General features: G+C 71.5%; 12 protein-coding genes and 2 pseudogenes. 10 read left to right on the top strand and 4 right to left on the bottom strand.

Annotated elements, in window-relative coordinates; translation table 11 throughout:
- The 8 genes and pseudogenes from ABD207_RS14445 to ABD207_RS14480 all read left to right on the top strand — a co-directional run.
- Nucleotides 1-540 (top strand): helicase-related protein (locus ABD207_RS14445; protein ID WP_344013096.1); only part of this gene is annotated, 540 nt, incomplete at its 5' end.
- Between the two features lie 232 nt (nt 541-772).
- A complete protein-coding gene (locus tag ABD207_RS14450; protein WP_344013098.1) occupies nt 773-2,335 on the top strand; it encodes a S8 family peptidase in 1,563 nt (520 codons plus the stop codon).
- Nucleotides 2,336-3,121: 786 nt separating this feature from the next.
- Nucleotides 3,122-3,874 carry a GntR family transcriptional regulator gene (locus ABD207_RS14455; RefSeq protein ID WP_167994246.1) on the top strand — a complete coding sequence of 251 codons (753 nt, stop codon included), beginning with the start codon at nt 3,122-3,124 and terminating at the stop codon, nt 3,872-3,874.
- A gap of 435 nt (nt 3,875-4,309) precedes the next feature.
- Nucleotides 4,310-4,531 (top strand): annotated as a pseudogene (locus ABD207_RS14460) (SPOR domain-containing protein); the annotation flags it as partial.
- Between the two features lie 42 nt (nt 4,532-4,573).
- A complete protein-coding gene (locus tag ABD207_RS14465; RefSeq protein WP_344013099.1) occupies nt 4,574-4,990 on the top strand; it encodes a (deoxy)nucleoside triphosphate pyrophosphohydrolase in 417 nt (138 codons plus the stop codon).
- 201 nt (nt 4,991-5,191) lie between these two features.
- The gene (locus tag ABD207_RS14470; RefSeq protein ID WP_344013101.1) at nt 5,192-5,590 is read left to right on the top strand and encodes an ATP-binding protein; all 399 of its coding nucleotides are present in this window, start codon (nt 5,192-5,194) and stop codon (nt 5,588-5,590) included.
- A gap of 537 nt (nt 5,591-6,127) precedes the next feature.
- Nucleotides 6,128-8,809: a SpoIIE family protein phosphatase gene (locus ABD207_RS14475; protein ID WP_344013103.1), complete on the top strand. Its 2,682-nt coding sequence runs from the start codon at nt 6,128-6,130 to the stop codon at nt 8,807-8,809.
- 153 nt (nt 8,810-8,962) lie between these two features.
- Nucleotides 8,963-9,241: pseudogene (locus tag ABD207_RS14480) on the top strand (hypothetical protein); the annotation flags it as partial.
- Between the two features lie 84 nt (nt 9,242-9,325).
- Here the strand turns inward: ABD207_RS14480 and ABD207_RS14485 are convergent.
- The 4 genes from ABD207_RS14485 to ABD207_RS14500 form a co-directional block, all read right to left on the bottom strand.
- Nucleotides 9,326-10,105, bottom strand: coding sequence for a succinate dehydrogenase/fumarate reductase iron-sulfur subunit (locus tag ABD207_RS14485; protein WP_344013105.1), 780 nt, complete (start codon nt 10,103-10,105; stop codon nt 9,326-9,328).
- A complete protein-coding gene (locus ABD207_RS14490; RefSeq protein ID WP_344013108.1) occupies nt 10,102-12,036 on the bottom strand; it encodes a fumarate reductase/succinate dehydrogenase flavoprotein subunit in 1,935 nt (644 codons plus the stop codon). The genes ABD207_RS14485 and ABD207_RS14490 overlap by 4 nt, the downstream gene beginning before the upstream one ends.
- The gene (locus tag ABD207_RS14495) at nt 12,036-12,872 is read right to left on the bottom strand and encodes a hypothetical protein (RefSeq protein ID WP_344013110.1); all 837 of its coding nucleotides are present in this window, start codon (nt 12,870-12,872) and stop codon (nt 12,036-12,038) included. Before ABD207_RS14495 ends, ABD207_RS14490 begins: the two co-directional genes overlap by 1 nt.
- A gap of 123 nt (nt 12,873-12,995) precedes the next feature.
- Nucleotides 12,996-13,289 carry a hypothetical protein gene (locus ABD207_RS14500; RefSeq protein WP_344013112.1) on the bottom strand — a complete coding sequence of 98 codons (294 nt, stop codon included), beginning with the start codon at nt 13,287-13,289 and terminating at the stop codon, nt 12,996-12,998.
- A 290-nt stretch (nt 13,290-13,579) separates the two neighbouring features.
- Here ABD207_RS14500 and ABD207_RS14505 point away from each other — a divergent pair, with 290 nt between their 5' ends.
- Together ABD207_RS14505 and typA are read left to right on the top strand one after the other, a co-directional pair.
- A complete protein-coding gene (locus tag ABD207_RS14505; protein ID WP_344013114.1) occupies nt 13,580-15,865 on the top strand; it encodes an ABC transporter family substrate-binding protein in 2,286 nt (761 codons plus the stop codon).
- Nucleotides 15,866-16,531: 666 nt separating this feature from the next.
- Complete coding sequence (gene typA / locus ABD207_RS14510) at nt 16,532-18,439, top strand: translational GTPase TypA (protein WP_344013116.1); 1,908 nt, start codon at nt 16,532-16,534, stop codon at nt 18,437-18,439.
- Nucleotides 18,440-18,786: the final 347 nt, after the last annotated feature.

The following is an 18,786-nucleotide window of genomic DNA, read 5'->3' on the forward strand; positions in this document are numbered from 1 at the left end:
GGCGGCGCGGGCGGTGCGGGCGGAGCCGGCGGCGCGGATGGCGGCGCGGGGGCGCGGCCCGTCGTCCTGGGCCCGATATCCGGGTCGGTCTCCGCCGCCGGACGCCAGCAGATCGTCGACGATTTCACCGGCACCGACGGGCCCGCGGTGCTGCTCTCGCAGATCGAGGCCGGCGGTGTCGGGCTCAACCTCCAGGCGGCCTCCGTGGTCGTGCTGTGCGAGCCGCAGGTCAAGCCCACGCTGGAGCATCAGGCCGTGGCGCGCGCGCACCGCATGGGGCAGACCCGTCCGGTGCAGGTGCACCGGCTGCTGGCGACGAACAGCGTGGACGAACGGCTGCTGCAGATCCTGGAGAACAAGAGCCGCCTGTTCGACGCCTACGCCCGGCGCAGCGACACCGCCGAGGCCAGCCCGGACGCCGTGGACATCTCCGACGCCGCGATCGCCCGCCGGATCGTCGAGGAGGAGCAGCTGCGGCTGGCGCGCAGCACGGGCGACACAAGTAAGGCGGACAACACCGCGCAGGACGCAAGAATCTGACGGTACGTCCGACGGTTCGTACATGACGGACTATGACGGCTGCTTGGCGGTTCTGTTTCTTTCGCGCAGGGCCCTTGTGGAATTCCTGTGGAACCCTCAATCTTTCGGCTGACGCACACACGCCGCCGCCACGTTGTCATGGTCATGACTGAATTGGGCCGCATGGCGCGAACGGGGCGGCCGGCTCGGCGTGCACCACCCCACAGGCACCACCGACTGAGGAGGACCCCTCATGCGTCATGTCCGCAGCACCCGGCGAAGAATGGCCGCGATCGGAGCGCTGGCCACCGCGGCGCTCACCGCGAGCCTGGTCTCCGCCCTCCCCGCCTCGGCCGCCGAGGGCGCCATCCAGTACGAGGACGCCGCCAACGCCGTCCCGGGCAGCTACATCATCACCCTCAAGGGCGCCAGGGCCGGCTCCGCCGAGGGCCGCGCGCTCGCCAAGAAGTACGGCGCCGACATCGAACGGACCTACACCAAGGCCCTCAACGGCTACGAGATCGAGGCCTCCGAGAGCGAGGCGAAACGTCTCGCCGCCGACCCCGCCGTCGCCTCGGTGATCCAGAACCGCACCTTCCACGTCACCGGCACCCAGCCCGACCCGCCCTCCTGGGGCCTGGACCGCGCCGACCAGCGGAACCTGCCGCTCAACAGCTCCTACACCTACCCGGACAAGGCCGGTGAGGGCGTCACCGCGTACGTCATCGACACCGGCGTGCGCATCTCGCACAACGACTTCGGCGGCCGCGCCTCCAACGGCTACGACGCCATCGACAACGACAACGTCGCCCAGGACGGCCACGGCCACGGCACCCATGTGGCCGGCACCGTTGCGGGCAGCTCCTACGGCGTCGCCAAGAAGGCGAAGATCGTCGCCGTCCGGGTGCTGAACAACTCCGGCTCCGGCACCACCGCCCAGGTCGTCGCCGGCATCGACTGGGTGGCCCGCAACGCCGTCAAGCCGGCCGTCGCCAACATGTCCCTCGGCGGCGGCGCCGACAGCGCCCTGGACACGGCCGTCCGCAACGCCATCGCCTCCGGCGTCACCTTCGTCGTCGCGGCCGGCAACGAGTCCACCGACGCCTCCACCAAGTCCCCGGCCCGGGTCACCGAGGCCATCACGGTCGGCGCCACCACCTCCAGCGACGCCCGCGCAAGCTATTCCAACTACGGCTCGGTCCTTGACCTGTTCGCGCCCGGCTCCTCCATCACCTCCGCCTGGCGCACCAGCGACACGGCCACCAACACCATCTCCGGCACCTCCATGGCGAGCCCGCACGTCGCCGGAGCGGCCGCCCTGTACCTGGCCGACAACCCCTCGGCCAGCCCCTCGCAGGTCTCCACCGCGCTGACCTCCGCCGCCACCACCGGCGTCGTCGGCAGCCCCGGCAGCGGCTCACCCAACCGCCTGCTGTACGTGGGCGACGGCGGCACCACCCCGCCCCCGGACGGCGACCGCTTCGAGAACACCGAGGGCGCGACCATCTCCGACCTGTCCACCGTCGAATCCCCGGTGACCGTCTCCGGCATCTCCGGCAACGCCCCGTCCGACCTGGCCGTGGACGTGAACATCACCCACACCTACATCGGTGACCTGCGCATCCAGCTGGTCGCCCCCGACGGCACCGCCTACACGCTGAAGGACTACGGCACCGGCGGCAGCTCGGACAACATCAACACCACCTACACCGTCGACGCCTCCTCGGAGACGGCGAACGGCACCTGGAAGCTGCGCGTCAGCGACAACGCCTGGTGGGACACCGGCCGCCTCAACAGCTGGGGCCTGCAGTTCTGAGTTCCGACTGACCTGGCATCAGGTCCCTGACGCACACCCGCACCACCACCCTCGTCCTCGCGGACCGCACGGGGCACCGACCCCGCCCGCCGCGAGGACGAGGCATGTCCCCGCGCGTCCGGTGCGTCCGGTGTCTCCCCGCGTCCGCCGAGCGGACCGGCACGGGGCACCGACCCCGCCCGCCGCGAGGACGAGGCATGTCCCCGCGCGTCCGGTGCGTCCGGTGTCTCCCCGCGTCCGCCGAGCGGACCGGGGACGGCTGAATCCGACCCCGCTGCCGAGCCCGGTCGTCCCGCGCATACGATGCGGCGAGCCGCACGCCGGTCTCTCTCCCCCAAAAAAGCCACCCAACGCCCCCCACGCGTCCTCTCGTTGCTCGCAGCCGGACAGGAGCACGGTCGCCGTGTCCACACCTCTGCCCCCGGGGCCCCAGGGCCCTCCCGACCCGTCCCCGGCTCCCGGGCCGTCTTCGGCCACCGGGACGCCAGGAGCGGGCTCATCGGTTCGCTGCGGGAGGGCGGGACCACGCCCGGCGGGCAGCCGGTGACCGCCCGCGAGGCTTTGGGTGTTGCCGTGTCCCCGTCAGGCTCCGGCGGTGAGCCCGCGCGCCGGGCGGAAGGCGGTGAAGCGCGGGTGTGGCGGGCGCGGTAGCGGGGAGAAAGTGCCTGCGTGAAGGGTTTCAGCGGCGCCTGTCATCACTTCGAGTGATTCTCTGGCCCGTGCTTGCCTGAGCGAACCCTGGGTTGCCAGGCTGTTGCTGTCTGTACAACCTGATGGGAGCGGCCAGTGACATTCGGTGAGCAGCCGGCGTATCTGCGTGTCGCAGGTGATCTCCGCAAGAAGATCGTCGACGGCTTGCTGCCCCCGCACACCCGCCTCCCCTCCCAGGCCAAGATCCGCGAGGAGTACGGCGTCTCGGACACGGTGGCGCTGGAGGCCCGCAAGGTGCTCATGGCGGAGGGCCTCGTCGAGGGCCGCTCCGGCTCCGGGACGTACGTCCGTGAGCGGCCCGTGCCGCGGCGCATCGCGCGCTCCGGCTTCCGCCCCGAGCGCGGGGCCACGCCCTTCCGGCAGGAGCAGGCCGACGCCTCGGTGCACGGCACCTGGGAGTCCAGCAGCGAGCAGACCGAGGCGCGCGGTGCCGTCGCCGAGCGGCTGGGTATCGAGCCCGGAGACCGGGTGATGCGCACCAAGTACGTGTTCCGGGAGGGCGGGGAGCCGATGATGCTCTCCACTTCGTGGGAGCCGCTCGCGCTGACCGGGCGGACGCCGGTGATGCTGCCCGAGGAGGGCCCGCTCGGCGGCATGGGCGTCGTCGAGCGGATGCGCGCCATCGACGTGATCGTGGACAACGTCACCGAGGAGGTCGGCGCGCGCCCCGGCCTCGCCGAGGAACTGGCCCTGCTGGGTGGGGTTCCCGGCCATGTCGTCCTGGTCGTCCAGCGGACGTACTTCGCCTCGGGCCGGCCGGTGGAGACGGCGGACGTGGTCATCCCCGCCGACCGGTACCGCGTGGCGTATCACCTGCCGGTGAAGTAGCCATCGGGAGGGAGCGGCCCCGCCCGGACGGGCGTGTGGCTGGGTTTCGTCTCCGTCTGCTCGGCCGTCCGGTCCGTTCCGGTCCGTTCCCGTCCGTCCTCATTCCTCCCCGTCTGTTCCCGTCCGTTCCCGGCCATCCGCGCGCCCCTCTCGCGCCCCGCACGCGGCCGCGCACCGGCGCGTCGGCCGGGCCCCGGCCCGCACCCGGGCCGTAGCGATCCGGTCGTTCTCGCAGGTCGTCCCGGGACGGCACGGCTGGAACGACGTGCTTCTGACCGGATGTGTCGAGCACGGCGCACGGCGCATTCACCACCGTGCGCCCCCTGCGTTCTGGCTGGTTGCGTACCTCTTTGTGTAAAGGCGTGTTCGCTGCGTAAAGGTAAGGCGTAGGCTCGGGCATATGCGGACTGCGGTTTCCTTACCGGGCGGGGCGCGGCACAGGCTGCGGGCGGGAAGTGGAGGGGCGCGATGAACGACGGCACAGTCACTCTGCCCTGGCTCGTCGTGCGTCAGGACGACAACGGCAATCGCTACCGTGTGGGCCGTTACGCGACCCGCGCCGAGGCGCAGAAGATCGCGGACAGCCTCGACAGCAAGGGTCACAAACAGCTCTACTGGGTCGAACGCATCGGCCAGAACGGCAGCGCCGCGAGCTGACACGCATTCGGTGAGCGCGCTCCCGTAGGTAGGCTCCGGCGCATGAGTGAGCGGATCGTGGTGGTCGGCGCGGCCCTGTGGCACGAGGGGAGGCTGCTGGCCGCACGCCGCAGCGCACCGGCCGAACTGGCCGGCCGCTGGGAGCTGCCCGGCGGCAAGGTGGAGCCGGGAGAGAGCTCCCGGGCCGCTGTCGTAAGGGAGTTGCGCGAGGAGCTCGGTGTCAGCGTCGAGGCCGGTGAGCGGGTGCCGGGGGAGTGGCCGCTGAAACCGCCGTATGTCATGCAGGTGTGGACCGCCGCACTGTGCCCCGGCTCCGCCGCCCCGCGCCCGCTCCAGGACCACGACGAGCTGCGCTGGCTCACCCCCGCCGAAATCTGGCACGTCGACTGGCTCGACCACGACGTCCCGGCCGTCGAGGCCACCCTCGCCCATGCCGCTCCGGCGGGGCAGGACACCTGAGCGGCCGGAGCTGTTGCGGGTTCGGACGCCGGGTCACGCCTGGGCGCATCGGTGCATGAGGAGGGAGCCGGCGTGAGCCCCCGCGCATCCCGCACGCTGTGATGCACCCCGGACGGTAAAACGCCCCGGATGTCGGGTATGTGAATTGTTGACGCCGCTGAATCGGACAGGGGTGTCTCGCTCGCCTGGGAAGTGATCCGCGTGATCGACACCGAGGGCGACTGTGCCGCGTGGACCTTCCCCGCGGAACCCGGCGCCGTGCGCGCCGCTCGTTCCGCGGTCCGCGACCAGTTGCACCGCTGGGATCTGGACCGCCTGAGCGACCTGGCCGCACTGCTGGTCAGCGAACTGGTCACCAACTCCCTGCGGCACGCCAGGGGCCCTATCGAGGTCCGCCTCGTCCGCCCCACCAGCCTCAACGACGTGCTGCGGGTGGAGGTCTCCGACCCGCTGCCGGAGCTGCCGCGTGAAAAGGACGCCCGGCCCGACGACGAGAGCGGGCGCGGACTGCGGCTCGTCGCCTCCGCCTCCCGCCGCTGGGGCACCCGGCCCGGAGGCGCCGGGAAGACCGTGTGGTTCGAGCTGGGAGTGCCGGCCTGACGGTGTACGGGACGGACGGGACCGCCCCGCCGGACGGGAGCTTCGGAAGTACGTGGCCGTCCTGTCCGACGGTGCTTCGGAGACCCCGCGTCCGCCCCTGCCCGACGGTGTTTCGGGGGCCATGTGACCGCCCGCCCGACGGAGCTGCGCAAGGCCTCGCGTCCACCCCGCCCGAGAACGGGCTTCGGGGCCACGCGTCCGCCCCGTCCGACCGGGCGGCGGAGGGTTCTCGTCCGCCCCGTCCGACCGGGCGGCGGAGGGTTCTCGTCCGCCCCGTCCGGCGGTCCCCGGGGTGTACGCGTCCGGCCGCGCTGTCGATCGGCTGGATCACGCCTGTGACCGTTGCCGAACAGGGGGATTCAGCGACGTGTCCGCTGGTTAGAAGACTGGGAGTGTTCTCACGGCGCGGACCGAAAAGCATCGGGACCGTGCTGTGATCGTGAACACCGTGTTGTGCGGCGCCGTAGTGCTGGATACTGCGGGCAGCCGCCCCCGGTGACCGGTGCCGGACGCGGTGAGCTGGAGGGGACGGTTCGCGTGAGCGAGATACCAGCGAAGGCCACGGAGTCCGAGGACCCGTCGGACGGCGCGAGGAGCGATGCCGTCGACGGCCCGGTGCCGGGGCGGGGCGGCGATGCCGCTTCCGCCGACCCGATGTGGCAGTCCAGCCCGCCCGGCTCCATGTACGACTACATCAAGGTGGCCTCCTTCTCCATCGGCCCGGACGGACTGGTCGACCAGTGGAGCCTGCGCGCCGAGCAGCTCTTCGGCATCCCTGCCGAGCGAGCCGTCGGCATGGACCCCATCGACGCCTTCATCGACCCGGACCGGCGGGAGCAGGGCCACCGCAAGATGGCCGAGATCCTCGACGGCCGCGAATGGACCGGCGTGGTGCCCTTCCGGGTGCCGGAGTCCGGCGGCACGGGCGAGCTCGAACGCGGCGAGACGGGCCTCGCCGAGGTGTACGTCATGCCGACCCGCACCGAGGACGGAGAGCGGGCCGCCGTCTGCATCGTCGTCGATGTGCGCACCCTGCGCCGCATCGAGACCGACCTGGCCGCCTCGCAGGCCATATTCGGTCAATCCCCGTTCGGCTTCGTGCTGATCGACACCGATCTGAAGGTCCGCCGAGCCAACGAGCGGTTCGCCTCCATCTTCGGCGGTACCCCCGACGACCACCGCGGCAAGGGCGTTCACGACTATCTGCCGCGCGCCGAGGCCGAGCGGGTCGCCGCGACGCTGCGCCGGGTGCTGGAGACCGGCGAGTCCATCACCGACATGCACGTCACCGGGTTCGTGCCCGGCTCCGACGAGCGCCGCCACTGGTCCGTCAACCTCTACCGCGTGCACAGCGGCTCCGGCCGCCCCATCGGCATCGCCTGGCTGGGCACCGACATCACCGCCCGCCGCGCCGCCGCCCGCGAGGCCGCCGCCGCCCGCCGCAACCTGGCCATGCTCAACGAGGCCGGGGCCCGCATCGGCAACTCCCTCGACCTGGAGACCACCGCCCGGGAACTCCTCGACGTGGTCGTCCCGGGCTTCTGCGACCTCGCCACCGTCGACCTCTACCAGGGGCTTCTGGTCGGTGACGAGACCCCGCCCGGGCTGGCCGACGGCAGCGCCGAGGTGCGCCGGGTCGCCTTCGCCAGCGCCGTCTCCGACGGGCCGTTCAGCGGCACCGGGGAGCCCGTCAAGCTGGGCGCCGTCCACCACTACCCGTTCAACTCGCCCTGCGCGGACGCCCTGCGCACCGCCCGGCCGCAGACCGTGGCCGGCGAGGAGGGCGGCCTGGTGCAGTCGACGCTCGCCGTGCCGATGGTCGCCCACGACACCGTGGTGGGACTGGCGCAGTTCGCCCGCACCAAGGGCAGCGAACCGTTCGGCGACCGCGACCGGGACCTGGCGGTCGAGCTGGCGGCCCGCGCCGCCGTCTGCATCGACAACGCCCGTCTGTACCGGCGGGAGCACGAGCGTGCCCTGATACTGCAGCGGTCCCTGCTGCCGCCCGGCGACCCCGAGGCCTCCGGACTCGACATCGCCTGCCGCTATCTGCCCGGCAACGCGGCCACCGGACGCCCCAGCGAGGTCGGCGGCGACTGGTTCGACGTCATCGAACTCCCCGGCCACCGCACGGCCCTGGTCGTCGGCGACGTGATGGGCCGCGGACTGCGCGCCGCGGTCGCCATGGGCGAACTGCGCACCGCCGTGCGGACCCTGGCCCAGCTGGATCTTGAACCGGCCGAGGTGCTCTCCCAGTTGGACGAGATCGCCCGCGGCCTCGGCGCGCCCGGCGGCGTCCAGCAGGCCACCCGCGCCGCCCGCCGCCCCCGCGAGGCCGACCTCTCCGAGGTCTACCTGGCGACCTGCGTCTACGCCGTCTACGACTCGGTGACCCGGCGCTGCACCTTCGCCAACGCGGGCCATCTTCCGCCCGTGCTGGTCGAACCGGGCGAGTCCGCCCTGATGCTGGACGTGCCGCCCGGCATGCCGCTCGGCGTCGGCGGGGAGCCCTTCGAGGAGGTCGAGGTCGAACTGCCCGAAGGCGCTCTGCTCGCGCTCTACACGGATGGACTGGTCGAAAGCCGCGACCAGTCCATCGACGAGGGCCTGCAGGCCTTCGTCGGCGCGCTCACCGACCCCGCCCGCCCGTCGCCCGGCCCCCACACCTCGCCCACGGCGCGCGCCGACGGCTACTCCAACCTCGAGGACGTCTGCGACCACGTCCTCAACACGCTCGACACCCACCACGGCGAGGACGACATCGCCCTGCTGATGGCCCGCGTGCAGGGACTGCCCGCGGACTGCGTGGGCGACTGGACCCTGCCGCGCGAGCCGCGCAGTGTGGGCCGTGCCCGCGAGTTCGCCCGCAACCAGCTGCTGCACTGGGACATGGAAGCCCTGGTCGACACCACCGAGCTGCTGGTCAGCGAGCTGGTCACCAACGCCCTGCGCTACGGCGAGGGCGAGATCAGACTGCGGCTGCTGCTCGACCGCACCCTGGTCTGCGAGGTCTGGGACTCGGGACTGGTCCAGCCCCGCCGCCGCCGTGCCCGGGACACCGACGAGGGCGGACGCGGCCTCCAGCTCGTCGGCCTGCTCAGCGCGGCCTGGGGCTCCCGCCGCACGCCGCGCGGCAAGACCGTGTGGTTCGAACTGCCCCTGCCCGGCGGCGAAACCGGCCTCACCGACCCTGCGGAGGCCCTGCTGAGCCTGTTCTGAGCCCGCGTGGCCGTCGGCCGTGTCTGCCGCGCCGGGGGGCGCGGTGCTCGGTGATCGCAACCGGCGCCCCAGTGATCGTCGTCCTCCCTTGCACCGACGGCGGCGAGGGGGCCGGCATGACGCGTACGGAGCAGCGACCGGCGGAGGACGTTCACCTACGGAGGCTATGTGGCCCAGCAGACCTCGCCGGCGCTGGAGGCCACCCCGCCCGGCACCGACCTGCTGATGGGCCTGCCCGCCTTCTACGAGAGCGACTTCAGCCACTGGGGGCACGCCGAGACCGTCCCGGCCGCGGTCCGCGGCGTCCGCCTCGGCCTGTCCCGCACCGACGCGGACCGCGCGGCCTTCGGCGTCGCCCTCTACGTCGACTTCACGGCCACGGAAGCAGACTGGAAGGCGTACCAGGAGGGCTGGGTGGGCCGGCCCGGGTGACGCCGGCGCCCGTGGGGATGACGGGTGGCCTGCGCGCCGCCCGAGCCAGGCCGCCCACCCATGTGTGACGTTCCCCTTGCCCCCTCACCCCGAGGAAGCAGGCCGGCGGCGGATCTTGTTGCCGAGCCAGACCAGCGGGTCGTACTTGCGGTCCACCGCCCGTTCCTTCAGCGGGATCAGGGCGTTGTCCGTGATCTTGATGCCTTCGGGGCAGACCTCCGTGCAGCACTTGGTGATGTTGCAGTAGCCGAGGCCGTGCTCGTCCTGGGCCGTGCGTTTGCGGTCCAGGCCGGACTCCTCGGCCGCGTCCAGCGGATGCATGTCGAGCTCCGCCACCCGCATCAGGAAGCGGGGACCGGCGAACGCCTGCTTGTTCTCCTCGTGGTCGCGCACCACATGGCAGACGTCCTGGCACAGGAAGCACTCGATGCACTTGCGGAACTCCTGCGGGCGGTCCACGTCCTCCTGCATCATCCGGTACTCGCCCGGGCCGAGGCCCTCCGGCGGCACGAACGCCGGGACCTGCCGGGCCTTGGTGTAGTTGAAGCCGACGTCCGTCACCAGGTCACGGATCACCGGGAACGTCCTGAGCGGCGCCACGGTGATGGTCTCGTCCGGGTCGAACACCGACATGCGGGTCATGCACATCAGCCGGGGACGCCCGTTGATCTCCGCAGAGCAGGAACCGCACTTGCCTGCCTTGCAGTTCCAGCGCACGGCGAGGTCGGGGGCCTGGGTGGCCTGCAGGCGGTGGATGATGTCGAGGACCACTTCGCCGTCGTTCACCTCGACCTTGAAGTCCTCCAGGCCGCCGCCCTGCACGTCCCCCCGCCACACCTTGAAGCGGGCCTCGTAGCTGCTCACTCGTACAGCTCCTCTTCGGCGAGGTACTTGACCAGCTCCTCCTTCTCGAAGAGAGCGAGCAGGTCGGGGCGGATGGGTTCGGTGGTCTCGCGGGTGAGGGAGATCTGCCCGCGGACCGGGTCGCCGGCCGCGAGGCCGCCGGAGGGATCGGACAGCCGGCACAGCAGATTGACGTTGCGCCACGTGCGGTCCATGGCCGGGTAGTCCTCCCGGGTGTGGCCGCCGCGCGACTCGGTGCGCTCCAGGGCGGCCCGCGCCACGCACTCGCTGACCAGCAGCATGTTCCGCAGGTCCAGCGCCAGATGCCAGCCGGGGTTGAACTGCCGGTGGCCCTCGACCCCGGCCCGGCGGGCCCGCGCCCGCAGCTCGGCGAGCTTCTCCAGGGCGTGCCGCATCTCGTGCTCCCGGCGGATGATGCCGACCAGGTCGTTCATCGTCTGCTGCAGTTCCTGGTGCAGGGTGTACGGGTTCTCCGGCGGGCCGTCGGCCGGTTCCTGGCCCTCCGCGGAGAACGGCCGCAGCGCCTCGGCCGCCGCCGCGTCGATCTGGGTGTCGTCCACCCGGGGCCGTGCGGAGGCCCGCTCGCCGGCGTACTCCGCCGCGTGCCAGCCCGCCCGGCGGCCGAACACCAGCAGGTCGGACAGAGAGTTGCCGCCCAGCCGGTTGGAGCCGTGCATGCCGCCCGCGACCTCACCGGCCGCGAAAAGACCCGGCACCCCGCGCGCCGCCGCCGAGTCGGAGTCCACCGCGATGCCGCCCATCACGTAGTGGCAGGTCGGCCCGACCTCCATCGGCTCGGCCGTGATGTCGACGTCCGCCAGCTCCTTGAACTGGTGGTACATCGACGGCAGCCGGCGCTTGATGACCTCCGCCGGCATCCGGGTGGACACGTCCAGGAACACCCCGCCGTGCGGCGAGCCCCGGCCCGCCTTCACCTCGGCGTTGATGGCGCGGGCCACCTCGTCGCGGGGCAGCAGCTCCGGCGGGCGGCGATTGTGGTCCGGGTCGTCGTACCAGCGGTCGGCTTCTTCCTCGGACTCGGCGTACTTGTCCTTGAAGACGTCCGGGATGTAGTCGAACATGAACCGCTTGCCCTCGGAGTTCCTGAGCACCCCGCCGTCGCCGCGGACCGACTCGGTGACCAGGATCCCCTTCACCGACGGCGGCCAGACCATGCCCGTCGGATGGAACTGCACGAACTCCATGTTCAGCAGCGGCGCGCCCGCCAGCAGCGCCAGCGCGTGCCCGTCGCCGGTGTACTCCCACGAGTTCGACGTCACCTTGAACGACTTGCCGATGCCGCCGGTGGCGATCACCACGGCGGGCGCCTCCAGCACGAAGAACCGGCCCGACTCCCGCTCGTAGCCGAAGACCCCGCTGACCCGCTCGCCGTCCTTGAGCACCCGGGTGACCGTGCACTCCTGGAAGACCTTCAGCCGGGACTCGTAGTCCCCGGTCTCCTTGAAGTCCTCCTGCTGCAGCGCGACGACCTTCTGCTGCAGGGTGCGGATCAGCTCCAGGCCGGTGCGGTCGCCGACGTGCGCCAGGCGCGGGTACTCGTGCCCGCCGAAGTTGCGCTGGGAGATCCGGCCGTCCTTGGTCCGGTCGAACAGCGCGCCCCAGGTCTCCAGCTCCCACACCCGCGCGGGCGCCTCCTGGGCGTGCAGCTCCGCCATCCGCCACTGGTTGAGGAACTTGCCGCCGCGCATGGTGTCGCGGAAGTGCACCTGCCAGTTGTCCCCGGCGTTGACATTGCCCATCGCCGCCGCGATGCCGCCCTCGGCCATCACGGTGTGCGCCTTGCCGAACAGCGACTTGCAGATCACGGCCGTACGGGCGCCCCGCTCGCGGGCCTCGATGGCGGCGCGCAGTCCGGCGCCGCCCGCCCCGACCACGACGACGTCCCACTCCTGCCGGTCGACCACGGACATCAGAAGAACCTCGGATCCTCGAAGACACCGGACGCGATCAGAAAGACGTACAGATCGGCGAGCGCCACGCTCACCAGGGACGCCCAGGCGAGCTGCATGTGCCGGGCGTTCAGCCGCCCCACGAGCTGCCACATCCGGTAGCGCACGGGGTGCCGGGAGAAGTGCTTGAGCTTGCCGCCCACGATGTGCCGGCAGGAGTGGCAGGACAGGGTGTACGCCCAGATCAGGACGATGTTGACCAGGAACACGAGGGTGCCGAGCCCCATGTGCCCCCACGCGTAGTCCTCGTCGCGGAAGGCGAGCACGGTGTCGTAGGTGAGGATGCCGGCGACCGGCACCGCCGCGTAGAAGAAGTAGCGGTGGATGTTCTGCAGGATCAGCGGGAAGCGGGTCTCGCCGGTGTACTTCTTGTGCGGCTCGGCCACCGCGCAGGCCGGCGGGGACGCCCAGAAGCCCCGGTAGTAGGCCTTGCGGTAGTAGTAGCAGGTCAGCCGGAAGCCCAGCGGGAAGATCAGGATGATGATCGCCGGTGACAGGCCCCACCAGTCACCGAAGAGCGCCCAGTTCGGGCCGCCCCTCATCGGCTCGCAGTTCTCGGCGAGGCACGGCGAGTAGAAGGGCGAGACGTACGGGGCCGCGTAGTAGTCGGCGTTGGCGAGGGCCCGCCAGGTCGAGTACACGACAAAGGCGAGCAGACCGGCCGCGGTGGCGGCCGGGGCCAGCCACCAGCGGTCGGTCCGCAGGTGGGGCGCGTCGATCGCGGCGCGCGTGGCGCTGCGCACGCCGCCGCTTGGGGGGTGGGATTCGGTGTCGGGAGGTTCCGTACCAGTGGCCACGTGTCCACTCCGCTAGGGGTCAATAGGCGCGTCCGGCAGCAGACGGGGGGACTGCTGCCGGACGCGGGCGGCGAATGCTGCCGACGGGTCGGCGGGTGCTGCCTGCGGGACGCTGCCGCCGGGTCAGGGCGCGTGCCGGTCGCGTGCGCCGAGACCCTCGTCGTCGGTGTCGACCCACAGCGACGGGTCGTAGGGGGTGTCGGAGATGGTGACGAGGTCGGGCCGCCTCTGCGCGGTGGCAGGGGTGCCGGCCGTCTCCCGCAGCAGCGCGACGCTCTCCCGCAGGTGACCCGCGTCGGTGCGCACGCGGCGCATCTCCAGGCCGCCTGCGCCGAGCTGCTTCTCCAGGCGCCCCACCGACCGCATCAGATCGTCGAGACACCGCTGGACGGTTGTCAGTTCGTCGTGCACGGACATGACTTGCCCTCACTTCCGCGGGTCCTTCACGGCCCAAGGCGGCAACGCTCATGCGCCTGCGAGTGTTGCGCGTCACACCTTGTGCTGTGAAGGGATGTGCATCGATTGGCCGAGGCGCATCGGCGCATCACACGATGCGTTGCGCCGCACGGGTGGGCTTGCGGCCTGCGGTCGCCGTGTCGCTCTCGGTTGCCGAACCCTTTCCTCTTCAGTGGCCGCATACATCAGATGAGCGCCAAATACCACCAAAAGTGATCGTAACGCCCGCGGCTTTCCGGAGGTAACCAGAGATGTCCCACGACGGCGTCGGCCCGCGCGCGGTCATGCGCTCGGTCGCCTTCCTGACCGCGGGAGCGCTCGCGGTGACCGCGCTGGCCGGATGCGGCTCCGAGGACCCGGCGGGCAAGCCGCTCGCCGGAGCGGACATCCGGCCCGCCGCCCGCGCGGACGTCGCCGACGGCGGCACCCTGCGCTGGGGTGTGGACACCGTCCCCGCCACCCTGAACACCTTCCAGGCGGACGCGGACGCCACCACCACCCGGATCGCCCAGGCCGTCCTGCCGTCGATGTTCCGCATGGACAGCCGCGGCCGGCCGGTGCGCAACCCCGATTACCTGGAGTCCGCGGAGGTCGTCGACACCGAGCCCAAGCAGGTCGTGCTGTACCGGCTCAACCAGCAGGCCGTCTGGAGCGACGGCCGGGAGATCGGCGCCGCCGACTTCGCCGCGCAGTGGCGCGCCCTGTCCGGCAAGGACAGCGCCTACTGGACCGCCCGCAACGCCGGCTACGACCGCATCGAGAAGATCGAGCGCGGCAAGGGGAATCTCGAGGTCAAGGTCACCTTCAGCCGCACCTACGCGGACTGGCGGTCGCTGTTCTCGCCGCTGTACCCCAAGGAGGTCACCGGCACCCCGGACGCCTTCAATGACGGGGCGCGCAAGAAGCTGAAGATCAGCGCCGGGCCGTTCAAGGTGAAGAAGGTCGACCGGGAGGACGACGAGGTCACCCTCACCCGCAATCCCCGCTGGTGGGGCGCGCCGGCCCGGCTGAAGAAGATCGTGCTGCGGGAGGTGCCCCGGGACGAGCGGATCTCCGCGCTCGCCGAGGGCGAGATCGATCTGGCCGAGATCGACCCTGGCGCCGCCGAGCGGATCACGGTCGCCGCGCGGCCCAAGGGCAAGGGCCAGAACGAGCCGCTGATGGGTCCCGGGGACGGCAAGTCCGGCAGGTCCGCCGCCGAGGCGCTGCGCTCCTGGGCGGTGGCCAAGGGCTCCGACGAGGAGGCGGCCGACGAGGAGGCCGCCGAGCGGGAGGAGCGGGCGGAGGCTGCGGCCGAGTACGCGCGGGAGCAGAAGGCGCTGGCGGGCTTCGAGGTGCGCAAGTCGCTGGAGCCGGCGTACACGCAGCTCGCGCTGAACGGGGCGGAGGGGCCGCTGGCGGACGAGCGGGTGCGGCGGGCGGTGGCGCGGGCGCTGGACCGCAAGGCGCTGGCGGAGGCGGTGCTCAAGCCGCTCGGTCTGCCGAGCGAGCCGGTCGGCAGCCATCTTGCCCTGTCCGGGCAGGCCGCCTACGCGGACAACAGCGGGGCGCTCGGGGAGCAGGACGCGGCGGAGGCGCGGGCGCTGCTGGCGGATGCGGGGTGGGTGCCGGGTGGGCCGGTGAAGGAGAAGACGAAGGACGAGGGGGAGGGGAAGGAGGCCGCCGGCTCTGAGAAGTCCTCCGGAGAGGAGTCGGGCGAGTCTGGGAGCGACGACGACGGCACGTACATCGTCGGCGAGGAGAACGACGGGAACGACGGGAACGACGGGAACGACGGGAACGACGGGAACGAAGACGACGCGGGGGATGACGGGAAGGCGCCGCGGAATTCCGCCACGCTGGACGGTGAAGGGCAGCTGGCGCACGACGGGACGGCGCGGCACAAGCAGGGCGGCGCGCCCGGGGCCTACGCACCCAAGGGCACGGCGGCGCCCGCCAATGCGGAGAACGCGCCGGTCGCCAAGAACGGCAAGGCCCTCACCCTGCGCTTCGTGGTCCCGAGCGGGCCGGGCTCGGACGCGCTGCGCACCGTGGCCGAGCGGATCTCCCGGATGCTGAAGAAGATCGGTATCCGGACCGAGATCTCCAAGGTCGACGACGAGAGCTACTTCAAGGACCACATCGCGTCCGGTGAGTTCGATCTGGCCCTGTACTCGTGGCCGGCCACGGCGTATCCGGCGACGGACGCCCGGCCGGTGTACGCCAAGCCGGTCCCGGGCGCGGACGGCTCGCTGAACGTGGCGCAGAACTACACGCGGGTCGGCACCGACCAGGTGGACCAGCTCTTCGACCAGGCGATCACGACCCTGGACGACTCCGAGCGCAGCGCGCTGCTGCGCAAGGCCGACTCCCGCATCTGGGCCGCGGCCGGTTCCCTCCCCCTCTACCAGCGCCCCCAGCTGGTGGCGGCCCGCAAGAACCTCGCCAACGCCGGAGCCTTCGGCTTCCGGACCCCCGTCTACGAAGACATGGGCTTCCTCAAGAAGGGCGCCCAGGGCCCCGGGAAGTCATCTCCGTCCCAGTCCCGCTTGAACTGACCACGTCCCTGCGGGCGGGTGGGGGTGCGCGTGGAGATGCCTGCGGCGCAACTGTCCCTCCGGTGGGGGTACGCGTAGCGCCCACTGCCGGTGGGTGAGTCGGGGCCGGGGCGGCGGTATCCGTCCTCGGTCTGGCGCGAAATCGGTCGCCTTTCGGGTACGGGCGCGGACGCGCCAGCCGCTGCGGGCGGACACCACCACCCCGACCCCTCCCCGCCGCGCGCGCCCGCGCCCGCCCAAGACCGGTGCCCTGCTGACCGCCGTGCGCGGCTACCCGCCCACCTAGCTGTGGGTAGCCGACCCCGCCCCACTGCGGGCAGTCGTGCCGCTGGGGCGATGGGGGTCCCCCGCCCGAGCGAAGTCGAGAGTGGGGGAGGGTGGGCGATGGGGGTGCCCCCGCCCGAGCGCAGCCGAGAGTGGGGGAGGCACCCCTCCAGCGGGGCCAGCGCACCCCACCCTCGCCCAGCACCCACCCCGGGTGCCTTCAAAGGCATGGCTGAGCAGGCGCGGAGACGCCTCTGGCCTGCGGCGATACAGCCGGTCGAGGGGTTCGGGGGCGCGCCCCGTACCATGGGGTGAGGCCGTGGCGTGTTCAGCCCGGCAGGGCCCGCGCACCGCAGACGTTCGCGCGAGGCATTCCTCACCACTCCGGGAGTACGGCAGCTTATGGCCACGCGCCACGACATCCGCAACGTCGCCATCGTCGCTCACGTCGACCACGGCAAGACCACCATCGTCGACGGCATGCTCAAGCAGGCCGGCGCCTTCGCCGCGCACCAGCTCGACCAGGTCGACGACCGCATGATGGACTCCAACGACCTGGAGCGTGAGAAGGGGATCACGATCCTCGCCAAGAACACGGCGGTGAAGTATCACCCCAAGGAGGGCGGGGACCCCATCACCATCAACATCATCGACACCCCCGGCCACGCCGACTTCGGCGGCGAGGTCGAGCGGGGTCTGTCGATGGTCGACGGTGTCGTGCTGCTCGTCGACGCCTCCGAGGGCCCGCTGCCGCAGACCCGGTTCGTGCTGCGCAAGGCGCTCCAGGCGCGGCTGCCGATCATCCTGTGCATCAACAAGACGGACCGTCCGGACGCCCGGATCGACGAGGTCGTCAACGAGACCTATGACCTGTTCCTGGATCTGGACGCGGACGAGGAGCAGATCGAGTTCCCGATCGTCTACGCGTGCGGGCGGGACGGGATCGCCTCGCTGACCAAGCCCGAGGACGGCACCGTGCCGGCCGACTCCGACTCGCTGGAGCCGTTCTTCTCCACGATCCTGGAGCACATCCCCGCCCCCACCTACGAGGAGGGCGCCCCGCTCCAGGCGCATGTGACCAACCTGGACGCCGACAACTTCCTCGGCCGTATCGCCCTGCTCCGCGTGCACCAGGGCGAGCTGAAGAAGGGGCAGACCGTCGCCTGGATGAAGCGCGACGGCTCGGTCAGCAATGTGCGCATCTCCGAGCTGATGATGACCGAGGCGCTCACGCGCAGGCCGGCCGAGAAGGCGGGCCCCGGTGACATCTGCGCCGTCGCCGGCATCCCCGACATCATGATCGGCGAGACCCTGGCCGACCCGGAGAACCCCAAGCCGCTGCCGCTGATCACGGTGGACGAGCCGGCGATCTCCATGACGATCGGTACCAACACCTCCCCGCTGGTCGGCCGCGGCGGCACCGGCAAGGGCGCCGACGCGAAGGCGGCCGTGAAGGACCGCAAGGTCACCGCCCGCCAGGTCAAGGACCGCCTCGACCGCGAGCTCATCGGCAATGTCTCGCTGCGCGTGCTGGACACCGACCGGCCCGACGCCTGGGAGGTGCAGGGCCGCGGCGAGCTGGCCCTGGCGATCCTGGTGGAGACGATGCGCCGGGAGGGCTACGAGCTGACCGTCGGCAAGCCGCAGGTCGTCACCAAGGAGGTCGACGGCAAGGTCTACGAGCCGGTCGAGCGGATGACGATCGACGTGCCCGAGGAGCACATGGGTGCCGTCACCCAGCTCATGGGCGTCCGCAAGGGCCGCATGGACAACATGTCCAACCACGGCTCCGGCTGGGTGCGCATGGAGTTCGTGGTGCCGTCGCGGGGTCTGATCGGCTTCCGGACGGAGTTCCTGACGCAGACCCGGGGCACCGGTATCGCGCACTCCATCCACGAGGGGCACGAGCCCTGGTTCGGCCCGCTGCAGACCCGTAACAACGGCTCCCTGGTGGCCGACCGCGCCGGCACGGTCACGGCGTTCGCCATGACCAACCTTCAGGAGCGCGGCGTGCTGTTCGTCGAGCCGGGTACCGAGGTGTACGAGGGCATGATCGTCGGCGAGAACTCCCGCTCCGACGACATGGACGTCAACATCACCAAGGAGAAGAAGCTCACCAACATGCGGTCCTCGACCGCCGATGTGACCGAGTCCATCGTCCCGCCGCGCAAGCTCTCCCTGGAGCAGTCGCTGGAGTTCTGCCGTGACGACGAGTGCGTCGAGGTGACCCCGGAGGCGGTCCGGATCCGCAAGGTGGTCCTGGACCAGCGTGAGCGCGCCCGCGCCGCGAGCCGCGCCAAGCACGCCTGACCGGCCCGCAGGACGCCGCAGACGGCACCGGAAGCCCCTGCCGAGGGGTGCCCGGTGCCGTTCGCATATGCATCGCGGGGAGGCGGCGGTGAGGCCGGCCGAGGGGGCCGGGGGGAGCCCCTCGAACAGGGGCGGACGGGCGTAGGGAAAACCCTCGATCTCGCTGGGAGAAGCGTTGGAGGGGGTCATTCCGCACTACCCTGCGACGAGCAAAGCGCCCATACGGCCGGCAGCAACCGGGTCCGAGGTCCCCATGGCCAACGGCCTTGCCGGCCAAGTGTGCTGAGCACGCGGCAGCCCCTGCGGTCACCCTGCAATGCGGTCACGTTACGCGCAATCGGTTTTTC

The sequence above is a fragment of the Streptomyces thermospinosisporus genome (assembly GCF_039526425.1).
Classification (GTDB): Bacteria; Actinomycetota; Actinomycetes; order Streptomycetales; family Streptomycetaceae; genus Streptomyces; species Streptomyces thermocarboxydovorans.

Bases quoted from the DNA above. Each gene is read 5' to 3' on its own strand.
- ABD207_RS14450 (WP_344013098.1), top strand. From the start codon at position 773: ATGCGTCATGTCCGCAGCACCCGGCGAAGAATGGCCGCGATCGGAGCG.
- ABD207_RS14465 (WP_344013099.1), top strand. From the start codon at position 4,574: ATGAGTGAGCGGATCGTGGTGGTCGGCGCGGCCCTGTGGCACGAGGGG.
- ABD207_RS14490 (WP_344013108.1), bottom strand. From the start codon at position 12,036: ATGTCCGTGGTCGACCGGCAGGAGTGGGACGTCGTCGTGGTCGGGGCG.
- ABD207_RS14500 (WP_344013112.1), bottom strand. From the start codon at position 13,289: ATGTCCGTGCACGACGAACTGACAACCGTCCAGCGGTGTCTCGACGAT.
- ABD207_RS14505 (WP_344013114.1), top strand. From the start codon at position 13,580: ATGTCCCACGACGGCGTCGGCCCGCGCGCGGTCATGCGCTCGGTCGCC.
- typA (WP_344013116.1), top strand. From the start codon at position 16,532: ATGGCCACGCGCCACGACATCCGCAACGTCGCCATCGTCGCTCACGTC.